Origin of the sequence: Marinobacter orientalis (genome assembly GCF_004792665.1) — a bacterium.
Taxonomy (GTDB): Bacteria; Pseudomonadota; Gammaproteobacteria; order Pseudomonadales; family Oleiphilaceae; genus Marinobacter; species Marinobacter orientalis.
In genome coordinates, this window is sequence record NZ_SRZX01000003.1 from 95514 (window position 1) to 112682 (window position 17169).

Below are 17169 nucleotides of genomic sequence, written 5' to 3' on the forward strand. Positions count from 1 at the left end.
CCATTCAGCCCATCAATTTTATTTTTCGCCAGACATGCGATCATAATGCAGTGTGTTCTGAGGCTGTGAGAGCCCGCCTATTTTTCCGGACCAGGAGTTGAATTATGGAGCAAGTCACTATTTTTGGCCGCGCTTCCTGTGGTTTCTGTACGCGTGCAAGGCAGCTGTGCGAAATCAATGACCTTCCCTACCGTTATGTCGATATGGTGGAGGAAGGCATCAGCAAGGAGGATCTGTCGAAAACCATTGGCAAGCCGGTTCACACGGTCCCGCAGATTTTTGTGGGTCAGCAGCATGTTGGCGGATTCGATAACTTTTCCGAATACCTGGAGCGGGTTGGTACCACGGCCAGTTGAACAGGAAGCCGCGGAAAAGGGCGCGTCCGATTAATCGGGTGGCGCCCTTTTTTTGTCACCGCCTCGGTCACATCTGGAAATCGGCCTTCAGCTTCTTTTCAACCAGCTGGTTTTTCAGCTTTGCCACCCGTGGTAAACCGTCATCAAACGGCGGGAAGCTCTCGCCGTAAATGAGTGGCTCCAGGTAGTCGCGGCAATCCTGGGTAATGCCATAGCCGTCATCGGTGATGAAGTGGATCGGCATTTTCTTTTCCTGATTGGCGACCTCACTCAGCGGTGCCTCGCCAATATGCCAGCGATACGGCCGTGACTGGTCGCGTACGATGGTTGGCATCAGTGCCTGCTTGCCGGCCAGGGCCATTTCAACGGCAACCCTGCCGACCGCGTAGGCCTGTTCCACATCCGTGGCAGAGGCAATGTGGCGGGCGCTGCGCTGCAGATAATCGGCAACCGCCCAGTGGTATTTGTGGCCCAGGGCCTGGCGCACCATATTGGCCAGGGCAGGAGCCACGCCACCAAGCTGGGTGTGGCCGAATGCGTCCTTGGCACCGGCATCGGCGAGAAAGCGGCCATCTTCATACTGGGCGCCTTCGGACGCAACCACGACACAATAGCCGTAGGACTTGACGCAGAACTCCACCCGCTCAAGGAACCGTTCCCGCTCGAACGGTACTTCCGGGAACAGGATGATATGAGGCGGCTCCCCTTCACCCTTGCCGGCAAGACCGCCAGATGCGGCGATCCAGCCGGCATGGCGCCCCATCACTTCCAGGATGAACACCTTGGTGGAGGTTTCGCACATGGAGCGGATATCCAGGCTGGCTTCCAGGGTGGACGTGGCAATGTACTTGGCCACCGAACCGAAACCGGGGCAGCAATCGGTGAAGGGAAGGTCATTGTCCACCGTTTTGGGGACACCAATGCAGGTGATCGGGTAGCCCATCTTCTCGGCAAGCTGGGATACCTTATAGGCCGTATCCTGGGAGTCACCGCCGCCATTGTAGAAGAAGTAGCCGATATCGTGGGCACGGAATACCTCGATCAGGCGCTCGTACTCACGTCTGTTCTCGGAGAAGTTCTTCAGCTTGTGGCGGCAGGATCCGAACGCACCGCCCGGTGTGTGGATCAGGGCATGAATGTCATCATCGCTTTCCAGGCTGGTATCGATCAGCTCTTCTTTCAGTGCGCCGATTATACCATTGCGCCCGGCGTAGACCTTTCCGATCTGATCCGGATGCTTGCGGGCAGTCTGAATGACCCCGCAGGCGCTGGCGTTAATAACGGCGGTCACACCGCCTGACTGGGCATAGAATGCGTTTCTGATGGCCATTTCCGGCTCGTGCCTCCTGCAGTTTCATCGAGTGCGCCCGATGATACGCCAATCGCCGGTTTTTTTCATGACATCAAACGTCGCAAGCAACGCTTGACGACCCGCACTCTATACGGGAGGCTTTGCAGGTTTCATCCAAGAGGTCGACAACCGAATGCGTATTCATATCCTGGGAATCTGTGGCACCTTCATGGGCAGCCTGGCGGTGCTGGCAAGAGAGCTTGGTCACACCGTCACCGGCTCTGATCAGGGCGTGTATCCACCCATGAGCAGCCAGCTTGAAGCCCAGGGTATTGGCCTGATGGAAGGCTATGATCCTGATAACCTCAGGCCGCTACCGGATCTGGTGCTCATTGGCAACGCCATGTCCCGGGGCAACCCTGAGGTGGAGGCCGTTCTGAACCAGAATATCGACTACATGTCCGGCCCGGAATGGCTGGCGCGGGAAGTGCTGCGTCATCGCTGGGTGCTCGCGGTGGCAGGCACTCATGGGAAAACCACCACCACGGCGATGCTGCTATGGATTCTGGAACAGGCGGGCCTTGAAGCCGGCTACCTGGTGGGCGGCGTGCCCAACGATTTTCCGGTATCTGCCAGGCTCGGCAACAGCGATTTCTTCGTGATCGAAGCGGACGAGTACGACAGCGCCTTCTTCGACAAGCGCTCCAAGTTCGTTCACTACCGGCCCCATACCCTGATTCTCAACAATCTGGAGTTTGATCACGCTGATATCTTCGACAGCGTAGAAGCCATCGAACGTCAGTTCCATCACCTGGTCAGAACCGTACCGTCCCGTGGACTGATCGTGCGCCCGGCGCTGGATGGCCATCTCGACAAGGCGCTGGAGCTGGGCTGCTGGACCAGTGTTCAGGCGACATCGGTAGGCAGTGAAGTGCCCTATATGGCGGACTGGCGGGCGGAATTGCTGGCGGAGGATGGCAGCCGTTTCATGGTGGTTCATCACGAGCAACCTGTCGCCGCGGTCAAATGGTCACAGACCGGCCTGCATAATGTTCGCAACGCTCTGGCGGCCATTGCTGCTGCCCGTCATGTGGGTGTGACGCCGGATCATGCTGTCGCGGCGTTGTGCCGGTTTTCGGGGGTCAAGCGGCGGATGGAATTGCTGGCGGATGTTGCCGGGGTCCACGTTTATGACGACTTCGCCCATCACCCCACTGCCATCACCACCACCCTTGAAGGTTTACGCCACAAGGTTGGCGAGGAGACCATCCTCGCGCTGATCGAGCCCCGCTCCAACACCATGCAGCAAGGGGTGCACCAGCAGACTCTGCTGCCCAGCGCGGCAGCGGCTGACCGGGTAATCTGGGCCAACCTCAATCGGATGGACTGGCTGCCGGCATTGATTGAAGGCCATAACGCCACCGCGGAGGCGCCGGATCGTCACTCGGTTGAGTCCACTGTGGAGGCATTGATCGAGCGGGTTCTGGAACAGGTGTCCGGCCCCTGCCATATTGTCATCATGAGTAATGGCGGTTTTGGTGGTATCCATCAGAAGCTGATTGCGGAGCTTGAACGTAAAACCGGCTGAGAGGTCGTTTGCCTCCCAACCGATCAGGAAATATCAGCATGACAGCAGCATCAGACAACCAGCGGGTAATCAACCTGGCTTTCACCGGCGCATCCGGAGCACAGTACGGCCTTCGCCTTCTGCAGTGCCTGGTAGCGGCGGATTGCCGGGTGCATGTGATGATCAGCAAGGCGGCCCAGATAGTGATTGCCACGGAAACGGACCTGAAACTGCCGGGTAATACACCGGCCATGCAGGAAGTGCTGACCGGCTATGCCGGCGCCAGGCCGGGGCAGGTGCTGGTGTTCGGGCGGGAGGACTGGTTCTCCCCGCCGGCTTCCGGATCCGGTGAGAAGGCGCCGCTGGTTATCTGCCCCTGCAGTACAGGTACCCTCTCAGCACTGGCCACGGGTGCCAGCAACAATCTTATCGAACGTGCCGGGGATGTCGCCCTGAAAGAACGTCGTCAGTTAATCCTGGTGCCCCGGGAAGCGCCCTATTCCGAAGTGCACCTGGAAAACATGCTGCGGTTAACCCGCATGGGTGCCGTTATCATGCCGGCCAGCCCCGGCTTTTATCATCAGCCCCAATCGGTCAGTGACCTGGTGGACTTCATCGTCGCCCGCATGCTGGACCACCTGGGCCTGCCACAGGAGCTGATGCCACGCTGGGGCGAGGAGCGGCTCAGCGCAAAGCGGTCCGACTGACTGCCAGCGATGGTTTTGGTCAGCCCGATTGATGCTTTTCATCATTGAGCGAAAACGCCGCGCCCCCGAGACTTGGTGAACCACAATCACGAGACAGTCATTCACCGAGGTTCACCATGATTCCACGCACACTCTTCGATGCCGACCTTGAAGGTTTCCGCGATTCCGTCCGCAAGTTCCTGCAACAGGAAGCGGCGCCCTATCACGAACAATGGGAAAAGGATGGCCAGGTCAGCCGGGAGCTCTGGACCAAGGCCGGCGACCTCGGTTTCCTGTGCCCCACCATGCCGGAAGAGTACGGTGGCGTAGGGGCGGATTTCCGCTACAGCGCCGTCATCATGGAAGAAGTCTCGCGGGCTGGCCTGTCCGGCATTGGCTGGACCCTGCATTCCGATATCGTTGCTCCCTATATCCTCAATTACGGCTCCGAAGCGCAGAAGCAGTATTACCTGCCGAAACTCGCTGCAGGTGAAATGATTGGTGCCATCGCCATGACCGAACCCGGCGCCGGTTCCGATCTCCAGGGCGTGAAAACCACGGCGGTGAAGAGCGAGGAGGGCGATCACTACGTGCTGAATGGCTCGAAAACCTTCATCACCAACGGCCAGATGGCGGACCTGGTGATTGTGGTGGCCAAGACCGATCCGAAAGAGGGCGCCAAGGGCACCAGCCTGCTGCTGGTGGAAAGCGCCTGGGAAGGCTTCGAAAAAGGGCAGAACCTGAACAAGGTGGGTATGAAGGCCCAGGACACCTCCGAGCTGTTTTTCCAGGATGTCCGGGTTCCAGCGGACCAACTGCTGGGTTCCATGGAAGGCCAGGGCTTTTTCCAGTTAATGTCGGAGTTGCCGGCTGAACGCCTGCAGGTTGGTTTGACCGCCGTTGCTGCAGCGGAAGCCGCCTGGCAATGGACGCTGGATTACGTGAAAGAGCGCAAGGCGTTCGGCAAGCCGGTGATCGCCTTCCAGAACACCCGCTTCAAGATGGCGGAGATGAAAGCCGAAATCACCGCTGCCCGGGTCTTCTGTGACCGTTGCCTCGAGCTGCACCTGGAGAAGAAGCTGGACATCCCCACCGCAGCCATGCTGAAACAGCACACCACTGATCTGCAGTGTAAAGTCATGGATGAGTGCGTCCAGCTTCACGGCGGCTACGGCTACATGTGGGAATACCCCATTGCCCGTGCCTGGGCCGATTCCCGGGTGCAGCGTATTTATGCAGGTACCAACGAGATCATGAAAGAGATCGTCGCACGCTCTTTTTGAAGCGTACGCGGCAGGACAGACAGAGCTCTGCTCTCCGGGTAAAACCGGGGAGTCGGAGGTCGCAGGAACCAACTCGCTGTGAATTTGGCTTGTAAACGTTGTCGGGTTGGTAACACTTCCTGGGGGAGGAAGTGGTGCCGAGGAGAGGACTTGAACCTCCACGGGGTTGCCCCCACTAGCACCTGAAGCTAGCGTGTCTACCAATTTCACCACCTCGGCAGGTGATTTGCAGTCTTTCCGGTGGGAATCAACATCTTTACGTTGTTGAATTTCCGGTGTTTATGCCTCGGTGGCAGGAAATGCTGTCAACCGATGGCGCGTACTTTAATCATTCGGAAAAAGGCTGTCAAACATTTTTTGCCCGCTACAGCCAGTTTTTGCACCTTTTTTTGGTAGCCAGTTATGCAGGCGGGCGTTGGCGGCGTTATACTCCTCAACAAACTTAATGTAACGCATGATTTCCAGGCAGGAAATCCAGATAGGGATACGAATGGTTTCCAGAAAAAAGACAGACAACGACCCACACGCCCAGCGTGAGGCCAGCAAGTACGACAACCCCATCCAGAGCCGGGAGTTCATTCTTGAACACCTGAAGGAGAGGGGCGCGCCGGCCACCCACGAAACCCTGTGTGAAGAACTGGGTCAGCAGTCGGAAGAGGGCATTGAGGCGCTGCGCCGTCGGCTGATTGCCATGTGTCGGGACGGACAGTTGATCTGCAACCGCCGTGGCGCCTACCTGCCGATCGAAGAGGCCGACCTGGTAACCGGCCGGGTAACCGGACATAAAGATGGATTTGGTTTCCTGATCCCCGATGATGGGGGTTCCGATCTGTTTCTCACGGCACGCCAGATGCGTCAGGTCTTCCATGGTGACCGGGTTGCCGCGCGGGTGGAACGTGTCGATGACCGGGGTCGCCGCGAAGGTGTGATCGTGGAGGTGCTGGAATACCGCACCCATCAGACTGTCGGCAGGCTGTTCCAGGAAAGTGGCATCTCCTTTGTTGTTCCCGAGAACGCCCGCATCAACCACGAAGTGCTGATTCCTCCCGAGCATATCAATGAAGCACGGCATGGCCAGTACGTGGTGGTGGATATATTGCGCCAGCCCACAGTGAGAACCCAGCCGACCGGAAAGGTGGTCGAGATACTGGGCGAGCACATGGCGCCGGGCATGGAAATCGACGTTGCTATCCGCTCCTACGATATTCCCCATAGCTGGCCACCGGCAGTGGGTGAGCAGATTGCTGCCATTCCCGAGGAAGTGACGGAAAAAGACAAGCAGAACCGGGTTGATATCCGCAACCTGCGCCTGGTGACCATCGATGATGAAACCGCGCGGGATTTCGACGATGCCATCTACTGCGAGCCGCGCCCTCGTGGTGGCTACCGTTTGCTGGTAGCGATTGCAGACGTGTCACATTATGTGCGCCCCGCTACGCCACTGGACGAAGAGGCGATCAATCGCGGCAACTCCGTGTATTTCCCGGACCACGTGGTGCCCATGCTCCCGGAAAAACTGTCCAATGGCCTGTGTTCCCTGAACCCGGGCGTGGACCGGCTGTGTATGGTGGCGGACATGACCATCAGCGCTGCCGGCAGCATCAGTGGCTATACCTTCTATCAGGCGGTGATGCACAGCCATGCGCGGCTGACCTACAACAAGGTCAGTGACATGCTGGAGCGGCCGGATTCCGAGCCCGGCTACCGGCTGTCGGAACAGTACGCCCACGTGTTGCCGCATCTGCACAATCTTTACAATCTCTACAAACTGTTGCGCAAGGCGAGAACCGAGCGCGGCGCCATCGACTTCGAAACCACGGAAACCAGGGTGGTGTTCGATGCAAACCGCAAGATCGAGGAAATCATTCCGGTCCAGCGCAACGACGCCCACAAGATTGTCGAGGAGTGCATGCTTGCCGCCAACGTGGCTACCGCGCGTTTCCTCAAAAAGCACAAGGTGCCATCGCTGTATCGTGTTCACGATGGTCCGTCAGAAGAGCGCCTTAATGCCGTGCGGCTTTTCCTGAGCGAGCTGGGCCTGCAGCTGGGGGGCGGCGACAAGCCGACCTCGGCGGACTACCAGGAACTGCTGTCGAGTATTTCCGACCGTTCTGATGCCAACGTGATCCAGACGGTGATGCTGCGTTCGCTCAGCCAGGCCGTATACAGCCCGGAAGAGGGTGGCCATTTCGGCCTCGGCTTTTCCAGCTACGCCCACTTTACCTCGCCGATCCGACGCTATCCGGACCTGATCGTGCATCGCGGTATCAAGTCCGTAGTGCATGGCGAAGAAAACAGCAAAGACGTCGTGGCTCCGCCTAAGCCGGACCCGGATCTTGCGGATTACCCTTACGACACGGCCCGGATGCATCAGTTGGGTGAGCACTGCTCGATGACGGAACGCCGCGCAGATGACGCCACCCGTGATGTCATGGCCTGGCTCAAGTGTGAGTATCTGAAGGACCATGTGGGTGAGGAGTACGATGGTGTGATTGCTGCTGTCGTGCCGTTCGGTTTCTTTGTGGAGTTGTCCGGGGTTTACATAGAAGGCCTGGTACACGTATCCACGCTCAGTGGCGACTACTTCCATCACGACTCTGCCAAGCATCGCCTGATCGGTGAGCGGACCGCCATGAGCTTCCGTCTGGGTGACGACGTTCGTGTGAAGGTGATGCGCGTAGGGATGGAAGACCGCAAGATTGATCTTGAACTGGTGAGTGATCCCCAGCATCGCCAGGCCGACCGGGACGCGCTGCAAATCACCAAGCGTGAGCCCAAAGATAAAGCCAAGGGCCGCGGCAAGGGCGGAAAATCCGCTGCCGGTCGTTCCCCCAAGGGCGACAGTGAAAAAGGCGGCCGGGGAAAAACCGGCGATACCGCCCCACCAAAACCCCGCCGCCGGAAGGGGTCGGCGTCGAAGCCTTCCGGCAAATCGGAAAAGCCCGAAAACGTGGCGCCCACCTACGAGGACGATGGCGAGCTGTCAGCCCGGGACAAACTGGTAGCGGAAGCGGCCAAGCTGGCATTGGGTAAGGGCAAGAAATCGACTGGCAAGACCACAGACGCTGACAAGAAACGTAAGCCTCGCAAGTCAGGGAAATAGGCCGTGTCTGAAGAGTTTATTTTTGGCTGGCATGCGATTGAAGCGGTTCTGAAGCGCGAACCCGAGCGCCTGCAGCAGGTGTGGATCCAGACCGGCCGGGAGGATCGCCGGGTCAGGACAATAACCGATGCCCTGAACGAGCTTGGGGTGCGCTGGCAGGTAGTGCACCGAAAGGAGCTGGACCAGCGGGTTTCCGGGGTTCACCAGGGAATTGTGGCTGCGGTCTCCGAAAGCCGCGAATGGAGCGAGGACGATCTCCTGGCAATGCTTGCCAGCTCCGGTAAACCGCCGTTTTTGCTGATCCTGGACGGTGTGACTGACCCCCACAACCTGGGGGCCTGCCTGCGCACAGCTGACGCTGTCGGTGTGCAGGCGGTGGTTGTGCCCAAAGACAAGTCTGCCTCGCTGTCACCTACGGTTCGTAAGGTGGCCTGTGGGGCCGCTGAAACCGTGCCGTTGGTTCGCGTCACCAATCTTGCGCGCTTCATGCGCACCGTCCAGGATGGCGGGGTCTGGCTCATCGGCACCGCCGGTGAGTCGGCGGCCACGCTCTATCAGGCGGACTTTACTGGCCCGGTTGCCCTGGTAATGGGTGCCGAAGGCAAAGGCATGCGCCGCCTCACCCGGGAGCATTGCGACCTGCTGATCAATATCCCCATGCTCGGGCATGTGGACAGCCTTAATGTGTCCGTGGCAACCGGTGTCTGTCTGTACGAAGCCTTGCGACAGCGGCTTGCATAGAAGCCGCCACGCGCCTAGAATACGTGACCCCCTTTCCAGGGGGCAGTATTGTATTGCCCGGAATACGGGCCGTCGATACCGGCTTTTTGATCAGGCCTTATCCGTAACGTCTTATTGATAAAAGCAAAAAGAAGCCGGCAGCTTTGCCTGCCACCTCCTTGCTTCTTGCATTGGCCCGGTTTTTTTCAAATCTGTGCCTGTGCCAGGGGCTGTTTAAACCGTAGGGAGAACTCATGCGTCACTACGAAATCGTATTTATGGTACACCCGGATCAGAGCGAGCAGGTGCCCGCGATGATCGAGCGTTATACCGGCGTCATCAATGAAGATGGCGGCAAGGTACATCGCCTGGAAGATTGGGGCCGTCGTCACCTGGCTTACCCGATCAACAAGATTCACAAGGCTCACTACGTACTGATGAACGTTGAATGTTCACAGGCAGCGATGGACGAGCTGACTCACAACTTCCGTTTCAACGATGCCATCATCCGCGACATGATCCTGCGCCGCGATGGTGCCGATACGGACCTGTCCCCGATGAAAGCTTCCGAGTCCCGTGAAGACCGTCGTGGTGGCGATGATCGTCCGCGTCGTTCAGCCGAATCTGACGAACCACGTCAGCAGGCTGAAACCCAGGACGAAGAAGAGTAAAACCATCACCGGAGTTGAGGAGTTAAGTTATGGCTCGTTTTTTCAGACGTCGTAAGTTCTGCCGCTTCACGGCAGAGGGTGTTAAAGAGATCGATTACAAGGATCTGGACACCCTGAAAGGTTATGTCACTGAAACCGGCAAAATCGTGCCCAGCCGTATCACCGGCACCAAGGCACGCTATCAGCGTCAGCTGGCTACCGCTATCAAGCGTGCCCGCTACCTGGCACTGTTGCCGTATTCGGACAGCCACGATAACTAAGTAACAGAATAAACAGGACCCGGGACCATGCGTGCACTGGCACAGTTTGTAATGCGCGGTCCTCTGCAGGCAGGCGGGGTGGCAGCAGTAACAACTGCAATACCCCTGTTGTTCTGGATTGGTGCAGCGGTTATTGGCCTGGTCATTCTCAGGCTGGGTATCAGTCAGGGGCTGAATATCGGCCTCTGGGCATTACTGCCGGCGCTCGGCTGGAGCTGGTTCGGGCAGGACCCGACGGCACTGGTTACGTTGCTTCAGGTAATGCTGATGGCATCAATACTGAGAACAACCCTGTCGTGGGAGAAAGCGCTGCTGGCAGGCAGTTTCCTGGGTATTGTGACAGGCATGATGCTGCCCCTTCTGTATCCGGATCTGTTAAATGATCTGGTGCAGACCGGGGTACGATTTTACGAAGAGTACAACGCCGAAGTGGCCAACAGTCTTGGCGACAGGCTGGAAACAGTTATTCGGCAAACCATGAATGCGAGCATGGCCGGCACTTACCTGGTAATCGGGGTTTGCATGACCATGCTGGCAAGATCCTGGCAGGCCGGGTTATACAACCCGGGCGGATTCCGGACCGAGTTCCACTCGCTTCGGCTGTCACCGGCAATCGCGGTTATCTGTGTGATTACCATGGTGGCAGGGCCCGTTCTCGGGCTGAATTCCATGCTGCTTGGCTGGGCCGGAGGGTTGCCGCTGTTTGTGGCGGGGCTGGCTCTGGTTCATGGTGTTGTGGGTCGTAGAAATCTGAGTGGCCAGTGGCTGGTACTGTTTTATATGGCACTGGTACTGCTTGGTCCAAGCCTGATGATTCTGTTGGTAGTTCTGGCTTTTGTGGATAGCTGGCTGGACATCCGGAGACGTATAAAAAAGCCCTCCGGTCCGGCTGAATAAAGTACGAAGAGGTTAACGAGATGGAAGTTATTCTGCTCGAAAAAGTAGCAAACCTTGGCTCACTGGGCGACAAGGTCAAGGTAAAGGCCGGTTACGGTCGTAATTTTCTGCTGCCTTATGGCAAGGCTGTCGCGGCGACTGCCGACAACCTGAAGGCCTTCGACGAACGCCGTGCAGAGCTGGAAAAAGTAGCTGCTGACAAGCTGGCTGCTGCCAAGGCTCGTGCCGAGGTTCTGGACGGCGCTTCTTTCACCATTACTTCCAAGGCTGGTGAAGAAGGCAAGCTGTTCGGTTCCATTGGTGTGCGTGACATCGCTGATGCGATTACCGCTGCGGGTACCGAAGTTGAGAAAAGTGAAGTTCGTCTGCCGGAAGGCCCAATCCGAGTGGTTGGCGAGTACGAGATTGAGCTTCAGTTGCACTCCGACGTAACCGCTGTGGTGAACCTGGCCGTTGTTGCCGAGTAAATTGCAGGTTAAGCGGTAACGCCGGGTTTCCAACCGGCGGCAGCCATACAGGCCCGGAATCCGCTCAGGCGGATTCCGGGCCTGTTGCTTTCTGGTGTATGATTTGTGCTTTCAATAGCTTTCCCATCGCATCGACAATCCCCGTAAACTGTCCCGGATGTGATGCCCAGATGAAGACGTTTCCATGGCCAACCCGAATTTCAAACCGGTAAACAGCGACCCTGAAACCAGCAGGATAAAGGTTCCACCACATTCCGTGGAGGCCGAGCAGGCGGTTCTTGGGGGCCTGATGCTGGACAATCGCCGGTTTGACGAGATCTCGGAAATGATTTCCGCGATCGACTTCTATCGCCAGGATCACCGGCTGATCTTCGGCGCCGCGGAACGCCTTGCCGGGGAGGGCGAACCACTCGATGTGGTGACGCTGACGGAATTTCTCGAGCGGGCCGGCGACATCGAAGACGCTGGTGGACTTTCCTACCTGGCGGAACTGGCGGAGAAAACTCCGGGCGCGGCCAATATCCGGGCGTACGCGGAGATCGTGCGTGAACGATCCATCCTGCGTCAGTTGGTGCAGGTGTCAGGACAGATCTCGGATTCGGCCTTCAATCCCCTCGGGCGTAACAGCAACGAGATCCTGGATGAAGCCGAACGCAACGTATTCCAGATTGCTGAATCCCGGGTAAAGGAGGGCACTGGGCCGCAGACCATCAATCCGATTCTTACCAAGGCTCTTGGCCGTATCGAGGAGCTGTTTGAATCCGGTGAGACCACAACAGGCCTGACCACCGGGTTCAAGGATCTGGACGAGTGGACGTCCGGCATGCAGCCGGCAGACCTGTTGATCGTGGCTGGCCGCCCCTCCATGGGTAAGACCACCTTTGCCATGAACATTGTCGAGAATGCCCTCATCAGCACCAGTACGCCGATTCTGGTGTTCAGCATGGAGATGCCGGCGGATGCACTGGTCATGCGTATGCTGTCGTCCCTGGGGCGGATTGACCAGAGCCGGATTCGCAGTGGCAAACTGGAAGAGGACGACTGGCCCAGGCTGACCTCGGCGGTCAGCCTGCTGAAAGACAAACCGCTCTACATTGATGATACCCCGGGCCTCAGCCCCACGGAGATGCGTTCCCGGGCTCGCCGTATCGCCCGTGAAAACGACGGCCAGCTGGGTCTGATCATGGTGGATTATCTCCAGTTGATGCGGGTGCCCGGCAATACCGAGGGCCGTACTGCCGAAATTTCCGAGATCTCCCGCTCCCTCAAAGGGATTGCAAAGGAACTCAGTTGCCCGGTGGTAGCGCTCTCCCAGCTCAACCGTAGCCTGGAGCAGCGACCCAACAAGCGGCCGGTAAACTCGGACCTGCGGGAATCCGGGGCCATCGAGCAGGACGCAGACGTGATCATGTTTGTATACCGCGACGAGGTCTATAACGAAGATACCTCCGACAAGGGCATTGCCGAGATCATCATCGGTAAGCAGCGGAACGGACCCATCGGGACCGTGCGGCTGGCCTTTATTGGCAAGTACACCAAGTTTGAGGACCTGGCTCACGGCGATTATGGCGGGGATTATTGATGCCACGGAACACCGTTGCCCGTATTGATATCAGTGCACTTCGCCACAACTATCGCCTTGCCTGTGCGCTGGCCAGCCCGGCCCGGGCCATGGCCGTTATCAAGGCCGATGGTTATGGCCACGGTATTGGTGAGGTTGCGCGGGCGCTGGCGGACGACGCCCCCAGATTTGCCGTTGCCTGTATTGAGGAGGCACAGGCCATTCGCGAGGCCGGCATTGGCCATCCCGTGGTATTGCTGCAGGGCGTGCACAGCGCTGATGACCTGGCCATTTGCGCACGTGAAGGCTTCGAGATGGTGGTTCACAGTGACCATCAGCTGGACTGGCTCGAGCACGCCGCGGAGACGCCGACGCTCTGGCTCAAGGTGAACACTGGCATGAATCGGCTCGGCTTTGCGCCAGTCATGCTGGTGGAAGTAATGGACCGGCTGGAAAGATACGCGGTGCAGCAAAAAGTGGTGGGTTTTGTGACCCATTTTGCGTGTGCGGACGATGTGGCCAGCAGTTTCACAGATGAACAGACCCGCCTGTTCACCGAGGCCGTGGCTGACTGGCCATCTCTGCAAAAAAGCGCAGGCAACTCTGCTGCCCATTTCCTGCCGGGCCAGCCACTGTTTGACTTGAGCCGCCCGGGTATCATGCTCTATGGTGCTTCTCCAATGCTCGAAAAAACGGGTCCGCAACTGGGCCTGAAACCAGTAATGACACTGGAGGCGCAGTTGACGGCGGTGCGTACGCTCAAGCCCGGCGAGTCTGTAGGTTATGCTTGTAGCTGGACTGCAGAGCGGGAAACCCGTATGGGGATCGTTGCTATTGGGTATGGCGATGGTTATCCGCGCCATGCCGGCACGGATACGCCAGCCTGGGTGGCCGGCCATCGCATACGCCTGATCGGCCGGGTGTCCATGGACATGCTGGCGGTGGACTTGACCGGCGTACCGGGCGCCTGTCCGGGCGATACTGTCGAGCTTTGGGGCGGGCATGTGAGTGTCGATGAAGTGGCACAACACGCCGGTACGATTGCCTACGAACTGCTCACCGGCATTACTGCAAGGGTGCCCAGGCTGTACCGCAGTCCCGCCGACAGGGCAGGTTAGATCAGCAAGCCGCTTTCGTCTTGTCGATGATTTCGGGCTCTGTTGTTTTCAGAAAGTGGGGTGCTGTTGTTGTATGCTCGTAGGAACTGCTCATCAACAAAGTCGACAGAAACCGGAGGTAGTGAGCGCTCGTGCATGTTCTTGTTATTCATGATTATGGCCCCTTGGGGCGGGTACTGCTGGAGCGTCTGAGAAATACCACGCTGCACATCAGCCCTTTGCTGGTCAGTGATCTGGAAACGGCCGACCTGACGGCTCTGGAGGGCTGGATCCCCGACGATACCGACCTGATCGTTAACGCGTTGTGGCTGGCCGACCCGGAAATTGCGGAGAAGGACCCGGAAACCGCTCACAAGGCGGCCTTCTCCCTGCCCGTGGCACTGGCCAAGCACGCCTGTGAGCGGAATATTGCGTTGTTACAGCTATCTTCGTGTTACGTGTTCGATGGTCGCAAGCAGAGCGCCTACATTGCCTCTAACCCCGGCCAACCCTGCAATGAACTGGGCAAATGGCAGTGGGAATGCGAACAGGCAGTGCGGGCGCTTCTGCCCCGGCATATCATCCTTCGAACAGGCTGGAGCCTGGGGCGATTTATCCGCAAGGTACAGTCTGTGGCAGCCGGTTCCGACGTCATCAGACTGCCCAGCAAATGCCATGGCCAGCCGGTAACCGTCAGCGACCTTTCCCGGGTGATCACCGCTATTGTCCAGCAGGTTGATTGTGGTGCCGAGGTATGGGAAACCTATCAGTATGCAGGTGCCGAAGATATTTCGCTCTATGAGCTTGGGCTTGCCATCACCGGGTTGAGCGGTATTCCCAGTGGAATCCGGGTGCTCGATGAAATGCCTGCCTGGGCCGCACTTGAACCGGTCAATGCCACCATGATCTGCACCAAGATCCGTAATACTTTTGGTGTCAAGCAGTTACCCTGGCGTTCAGGACTCTCGGAAGAGCTGCATCTGCTTTCGCTGAATGGAGACAGACAGTTGACTGACGAACCGGCCGGCTGAGACAACCGCCGGCTCGTCAGCCAGGAAAGCGTTCCCGTTACTGATTCTGCCGTGAAAATTCCCGGGTAACCGTCTGCAGTGCCTCCACATCCAGAAGTTCCACTTCCCGTCCCCGGGCGCTGATGATGCCCTGATTCTGGAAGCGGGTGAACACCCGGCTAACGGTTTCAACGGCCAGTCCCAGAAAGTTGGCGATGTCATTGCGGGCCATGGGCAGGCTGAAGTTGGTGCCGGACATGCGGCGGCGATGGAAGCGGCTTGACAGGGATAGCAGCAAAGCAGCAATTCGCTCCTCTGCCGTGTTCTTGCTCAGTAGCATGGCCAGTTGATGGCTGCCCTGGATTTCCTGGCTCATGAGATGATACACGTGGTGCTGGAGATCCGGAAGCTTGGCGGTGAGCTCTTCCAGCCTGTCGACCGGGAACTCGCAGACGCTGGTACGCTCCAGGGCCTTGGCGGTGCAGGCATAGTTCTTGCTACCCATACTGTCCAGGCCTACCAGTTCACCAGGCATGAAGAATCCGGTGACCTGTTCTTCACCATTCTCGCTGATAATGGACGTCTTGATGGCACCGCTCTTGACAGCAAAGCACGACCGGAACGGCGTGCTCTGGTCAAAAATGTGCTCGCCACGGCTGAAAATGCGGCCCTGCTGGACAATATCTTCGAGACGGTAAAGTTCGTTGTCTTCCACCGCCAGTGGCAGGCACAGGTTGCTCAGGCTGCACTGGTGACAGGATGCTTTAAGAGGGGAGACCTGATGAAGTCTGATGGGTTGCGCCATGGTAAATGAACCGTCCGTTATTGATTCATGTCAAAGCCCTACTTTATTACGAACCCTGGGCTTTGCCAATGACCAATGCCATCGAAAATTATAAGCATATACCCCGCCAATAGTCCTGGAAAGGCCGTTGCCGGGCTGCACAGGCAGTCCGGCGACGGCTTAAAGGTTCAAACTTTTTCGAACACGAGGGAGGCGTTGGTGCCGCCGAACCCGAAGCTGTTGGACATCACGGCGTTGACATCCGCCGGTTTGGAGTCCGGTCCCACCACTGGCATGCCGGCGATGGTGGCATCCAGGTTTTCCAGGTTTTTGGTGCCTGCGATGAACCCGTTCTGCAGCATGAGCAGTGAATAAATGGCTTCATGGACCCCGGACGCCCCCAGGGAATGTCCGGACAGGGACTTGGTGGAGGAAATCTGCGGCATTTTGTCGCCGAAAACATTCCTGACGGCTTTCATCTCCGCCACATCCCCCACCGGGGTGCTGGTGCCATGGGCGTTGATGTAGTCAACGGGTACCTTCACCGTGGCCAGCGCCTGCTGCATGCAACGCATGGCGCCTTCCCCGGAGGGAGCCACCATGTCGTGGCCGTCAGAAGTGGCGCCGTAACCGGTCAGTTCGGCTATGATTGGCGCACCGCGTTTGCGGGCGTGCTCCAGTTCTTCCACCACCACCATGCCACCGCCACCGGCGATCACAAATCCGTCACGGCCACTGTCGAAAGGCCTGGAGGCAGTTTCAGGGGCGTCGTTATACTTGGTGGAAAGGGCCCCCATGGCGTCGAACAGCATGGTCAGGCTCCAGTCTTCTTCCTCCCCGCCACCGGCAAACACGATGTCCTGCTTGCCGGCCTGGATCTGTTCTGCTGCATGGCCGATGCAGTGGGCACTGGTGGCACAGGCTGACGACATGGAGTAGTTGACGCCGCGAATCCTGAACGCTGTGGCGAGGCAGGCAGATACGGTGCTGGTCATGATCCTCGGCACCATATAGGGCCCGATGCGCTTCACGCCTTTCTCACGCATGATATCAACCGCTTCCACCTGGCTGGCGCTGGACGCACCGCCGGAGCCGGCGATCAGGCCTGTGCGGTCACTGGATACCATGTCGTCTGTCAGCTTCGAGGAGGCGATGGCCTGTTCCATGGCAAGGAAGCTGTACATCGCAGACTGGCCCATGAAACGTCGGGTCTTGCGGTCGATGACCGAGGTATCCACGTCAATGGAACCTGCAATCCGGCTGCGGAAGCCCATGTCCCGATAGGTTTCGTTGAAGCGGATGCCGGATTTACCCGCCCTGAGGCTTTCCAGTACCGCATCCGTAGAGTTGCCCAGGCAGGAAACAATGCCCATGCCGGTGATTACAACCCGTCTCATACCTTCCTCCTTAACAAGG

The 17169-nt window shown here is 58.1% G+C and carries 16 protein-coding genes and 1 tRNA gene; 13 read left to right on the top strand and 4 right to left on the bottom strand.

Annotated elements, in window-relative coordinates; genetic code table 11:
- Positions 1-104: 104 nt before the first annotated feature.
- Complete coding sequence (locus DIT72_RS10770) at positions 105-356, top strand: GrxA family glutaredoxin (protein WP_135955253.1); 252 nt, start codon at positions 105-107, stop codon at positions 354-356.
- Between the two features lie 67 nt (positions 357-423).
- Here DIT72_RS10770 and DIT72_RS10775 read toward each other — a convergent pair whose 3' ends face one another.
- Positions 424-1686: a 6-phosphofructokinase gene (locus tag DIT72_RS10775; protein WP_135955254.1), complete on the bottom strand. Its 1263-nt coding sequence runs from the start codon at positions 1684-1686 to the stop codon at positions 424-426.
- A 154-nt stretch (positions 1687-1840) separates the two neighbouring features.
- Here DIT72_RS10775 and mpl point away from each other — a divergent pair, with 154 nt between their 5' ends.
- The 3 genes from mpl (at position 1841) to DIT72_RS10790 (ending at position 5183) form a co-directional block, all read left to right on the top strand.
- Positions 1841-3235, top strand: coding sequence for a UDP-N-acetylmuramate:L-alanyl-gamma-D-glutamyl-meso-diaminopimelate ligase (mpl, locus tag DIT72_RS10780; protein WP_135955255.1), 1395 nt, complete (start codon positions 1841-1843; stop codon positions 3233-3235).
- 38 nt (positions 3236-3273) lie between these two features.
- Positions 3274-3921 (top strand): flavin prenyltransferase UbiX, encoded by a 648-nt coding sequence (locus tag DIT72_RS10785; protein ID WP_135955256.1) that lies wholly within the window; start codon positions 3274-3276, stop codon positions 3919-3921.
- Between the two features lie 116 nt (positions 3922-4037).
- The gene (locus DIT72_RS10790; RefSeq protein ID WP_135955257.1) at positions 4038-5183 is read left to right on the top strand and encodes an acyl-CoA dehydrogenase family protein; all 1146 of its coding nucleotides are present in this window, start codon (positions 4038-4040) and stop codon (positions 5181-5183) included.
- 132 nt (positions 5184-5315) lie between these two features.
- On the opposite strand, the gene DIT72_RS10795 is transcribed toward DIT72_RS10790, so the two are convergent.
- Positions 5316-5402 (bottom strand) — tRNA-Leu (locus tag DIT72_RS10795).
- Positions 5403-5673: 271 nt separating this feature from the next.
- Between DIT72_RS10795 and rnr the strand changes: the two genes are divergently transcribed.
- From rnr to DIT72_RS10840, 9 genes are all read left to right on the top strand, one after another.
- On the top strand, positions 5674-8286 hold the full coding sequence (rnr, locus tag DIT72_RS10800; protein WP_135955258.1) for a ribonuclease R: 2613 nt from the start codon (positions 5674-5676) through the stop codon (positions 8284-8286).
- 3 nt (positions 8287-8289) lie between these two features.
- Positions 8290-9027 carry a 23S rRNA (guanosine(2251)-2'-O)-methyltransferase RlmB gene (rlmB, locus tag DIT72_RS10805; RefSeq protein WP_135955259.1) on the top strand — a complete coding sequence of 246 codons (738 nt, stop codon included), beginning with the start codon at positions 8290-8292 and terminating at the stop codon, positions 9025-9027.
- Positions 9028-9260: 233 nt separating this feature from the next.
- On the top strand, positions 9261-9677 hold the full coding sequence (rpsF, locus tag DIT72_RS10810) for a 30S ribosomal protein S6 (RefSeq protein WP_135955260.1): 417 nt from the start codon (positions 9261-9263) through the stop codon (positions 9675-9677).
- A gap of 29 nt (positions 9678-9706) precedes the next feature.
- On the top strand, positions 9707-9937 hold the full coding sequence (gene rpsR, locus DIT72_RS10815; protein WP_114613426.1) for a 30S ribosomal protein S18: 231 nt from the start codon (positions 9707-9709) through the stop codon (positions 9935-9937).
- Positions 9938-9964: 27 nt separating this feature from the next.
- Positions 9965-10834: a hypothetical protein gene (locus DIT72_RS10820; RefSeq protein WP_135955261.1), complete on the top strand. Its 870-nt coding sequence runs from the start codon at positions 9965-9967 to the stop codon at positions 10832-10834.
- 20 nt (positions 10835-10854) lie between these two features.
- On the top strand, positions 10855-11301 hold the full coding sequence (gene rplI / locus DIT72_RS10825; protein WP_135955262.1) for a 50S ribosomal protein L9: 447 nt from the start codon (positions 10855-10857) through the stop codon (positions 11299-11301).
- A 184-nt stretch (positions 11302-11485) separates the two neighbouring features.
- Positions 11486-12883, top strand: coding sequence for a replicative DNA helicase (dnaB, locus tag DIT72_RS10830; protein ID WP_135955263.1), 1398 nt, complete (start codon positions 11486-11488; stop codon positions 12881-12883).
- Positions 12883-13980 carry an alanine racemase gene (gene alr, locus DIT72_RS10835; protein ID WP_135955264.1) on the top strand — a complete coding sequence of 366 codons (1098 nt, stop codon included), beginning with the start codon at positions 12883-12885 and terminating at the stop codon, positions 13978-13980. Before dnaB ends, alr begins: the two co-directional genes overlap by 1 nt.
- Before the next feature lie 131 nt (positions 13981-14111).
- Positions 14112-14990, top strand: a complete 879-nt coding sequence (locus DIT72_RS10840; protein ID WP_135955265.1) for a sugar nucleotide-binding protein — start codon at positions 14112-14114, stop codon at positions 14988-14990.
- 37 nt (positions 14991-15027) lie between these two features.
- On the opposite strand, the gene fnr is transcribed toward DIT72_RS10840, so the two are convergent.
- Positions 15028-15774: a fumarate/nitrate reduction transcriptional regulator Fnr gene (fnr, locus tag DIT72_RS10845; protein ID WP_135955266.1), complete on the bottom strand. Its 747-nt coding sequence runs from the start codon at positions 15772-15774 to the stop codon at positions 15028-15030.
- A gap of 167 nt (positions 15775-15941) precedes the next feature.
- Positions 15942-17150: a beta-ketoacyl-ACP synthase I gene (gene fabB / locus DIT72_RS10850; RefSeq protein WP_135955267.1), complete on the bottom strand. Its 1209-nt coding sequence runs from the start codon at positions 17148-17150 to the stop codon at positions 15942-15944.
- Between the last annotated feature and the right edge of the window lie 19 nt (positions 17151-17169).

What these genes read in the sequence shown, in the direction of transcription:
- DIT72_RS10770 (WP_135955253.1), top strand. Translation starts at nt 105, where the DNA reads ATGGAGCAAGTCACTATTTTTGGCCGCGCTTCCTGTGGTTTCTGTACG.
- DIT72_RS10775 (WP_135955254.1), bottom strand. Translation starts at nt 1,686, where the DNA reads ATGGCCATCAGAAACGCATTCTATGCCCAGTCAGGCGGTGTGACCGCC.
- mpl (WP_135955255.1), top strand. Translation starts at nt 1,841, where the DNA reads ATGCGTATTCATATCCTGGGAATCTGTGGCACCTTCATGGGCAGCCTG.
- DIT72_RS10785 (WP_135955256.1), top strand. Translation starts at nt 3,274, where the DNA reads ATGACAGCAGCATCAGACAACCAGCGGGTAATCAACCTGGCTTTCACC.
- DIT72_RS10790 (WP_135955257.1), top strand. Translation starts at nt 4,038, where the DNA reads ATGATTCCACGCACACTCTTCGATGCCGACCTTGAAGGTTTCCGCGAT.
- rnr (WP_135955258.1), top strand. Translation starts at nt 5,674, where the DNA reads ATGGTTTCCAGAAAAAAGACAGACAACGACCCACACGCCCAGCGTGAG.
- rpsF (WP_135955260.1), top strand. Translation starts at nt 9,261, where the DNA reads ATGCGTCACTACGAAATCGTATTTATGGTACACCCGGATCAGAGCGAG.
- rpsR (WP_114613426.1), top strand. Translation starts at nt 9,707, where the DNA reads ATGGCTCGTTTTTTCAGACGTCGTAAGTTCTGCCGCTTCACGGCAGAG.
- DIT72_RS10820 (WP_135955261.1), top strand. Translation starts at nt 9,965, where the DNA reads ATGCGTGCACTGGCACAGTTTGTAATGCGCGGTCCTCTGCAGGCAGGC.
- rplI (WP_135955262.1), top strand. Translation starts at nt 10,855, where the DNA reads ATGGAAGTTATTCTGCTCGAAAAAGTAGCAAACCTTGGCTCACTGGGC.
- dnaB (WP_135955263.1), top strand. Translation starts at nt 11,486, where the DNA reads ATGGCCAACCCGAATTTCAAACCGGTAAACAGCGACCCTGAAACCAGC.
- alr (WP_135955264.1), top strand. Translation starts at nt 12,883, where the DNA reads ATGCCACGGAACACCGTTGCCCGTATTGATATCAGTGCACTTCGCCAC.
- fnr (WP_135955266.1), bottom strand. Translation starts at nt 15,774, where the DNA reads ATGGCGCAACCCATCAGACTTCATCAGGTCTCCCCTCTTAAAGCATCC.
- fabB (WP_135955267.1), bottom strand. Translation starts at nt 17,150, where the DNA reads ATGAGACGGGTTGTAATCACCGGCATGGGCATTGTTTCCTGCCTGGGC.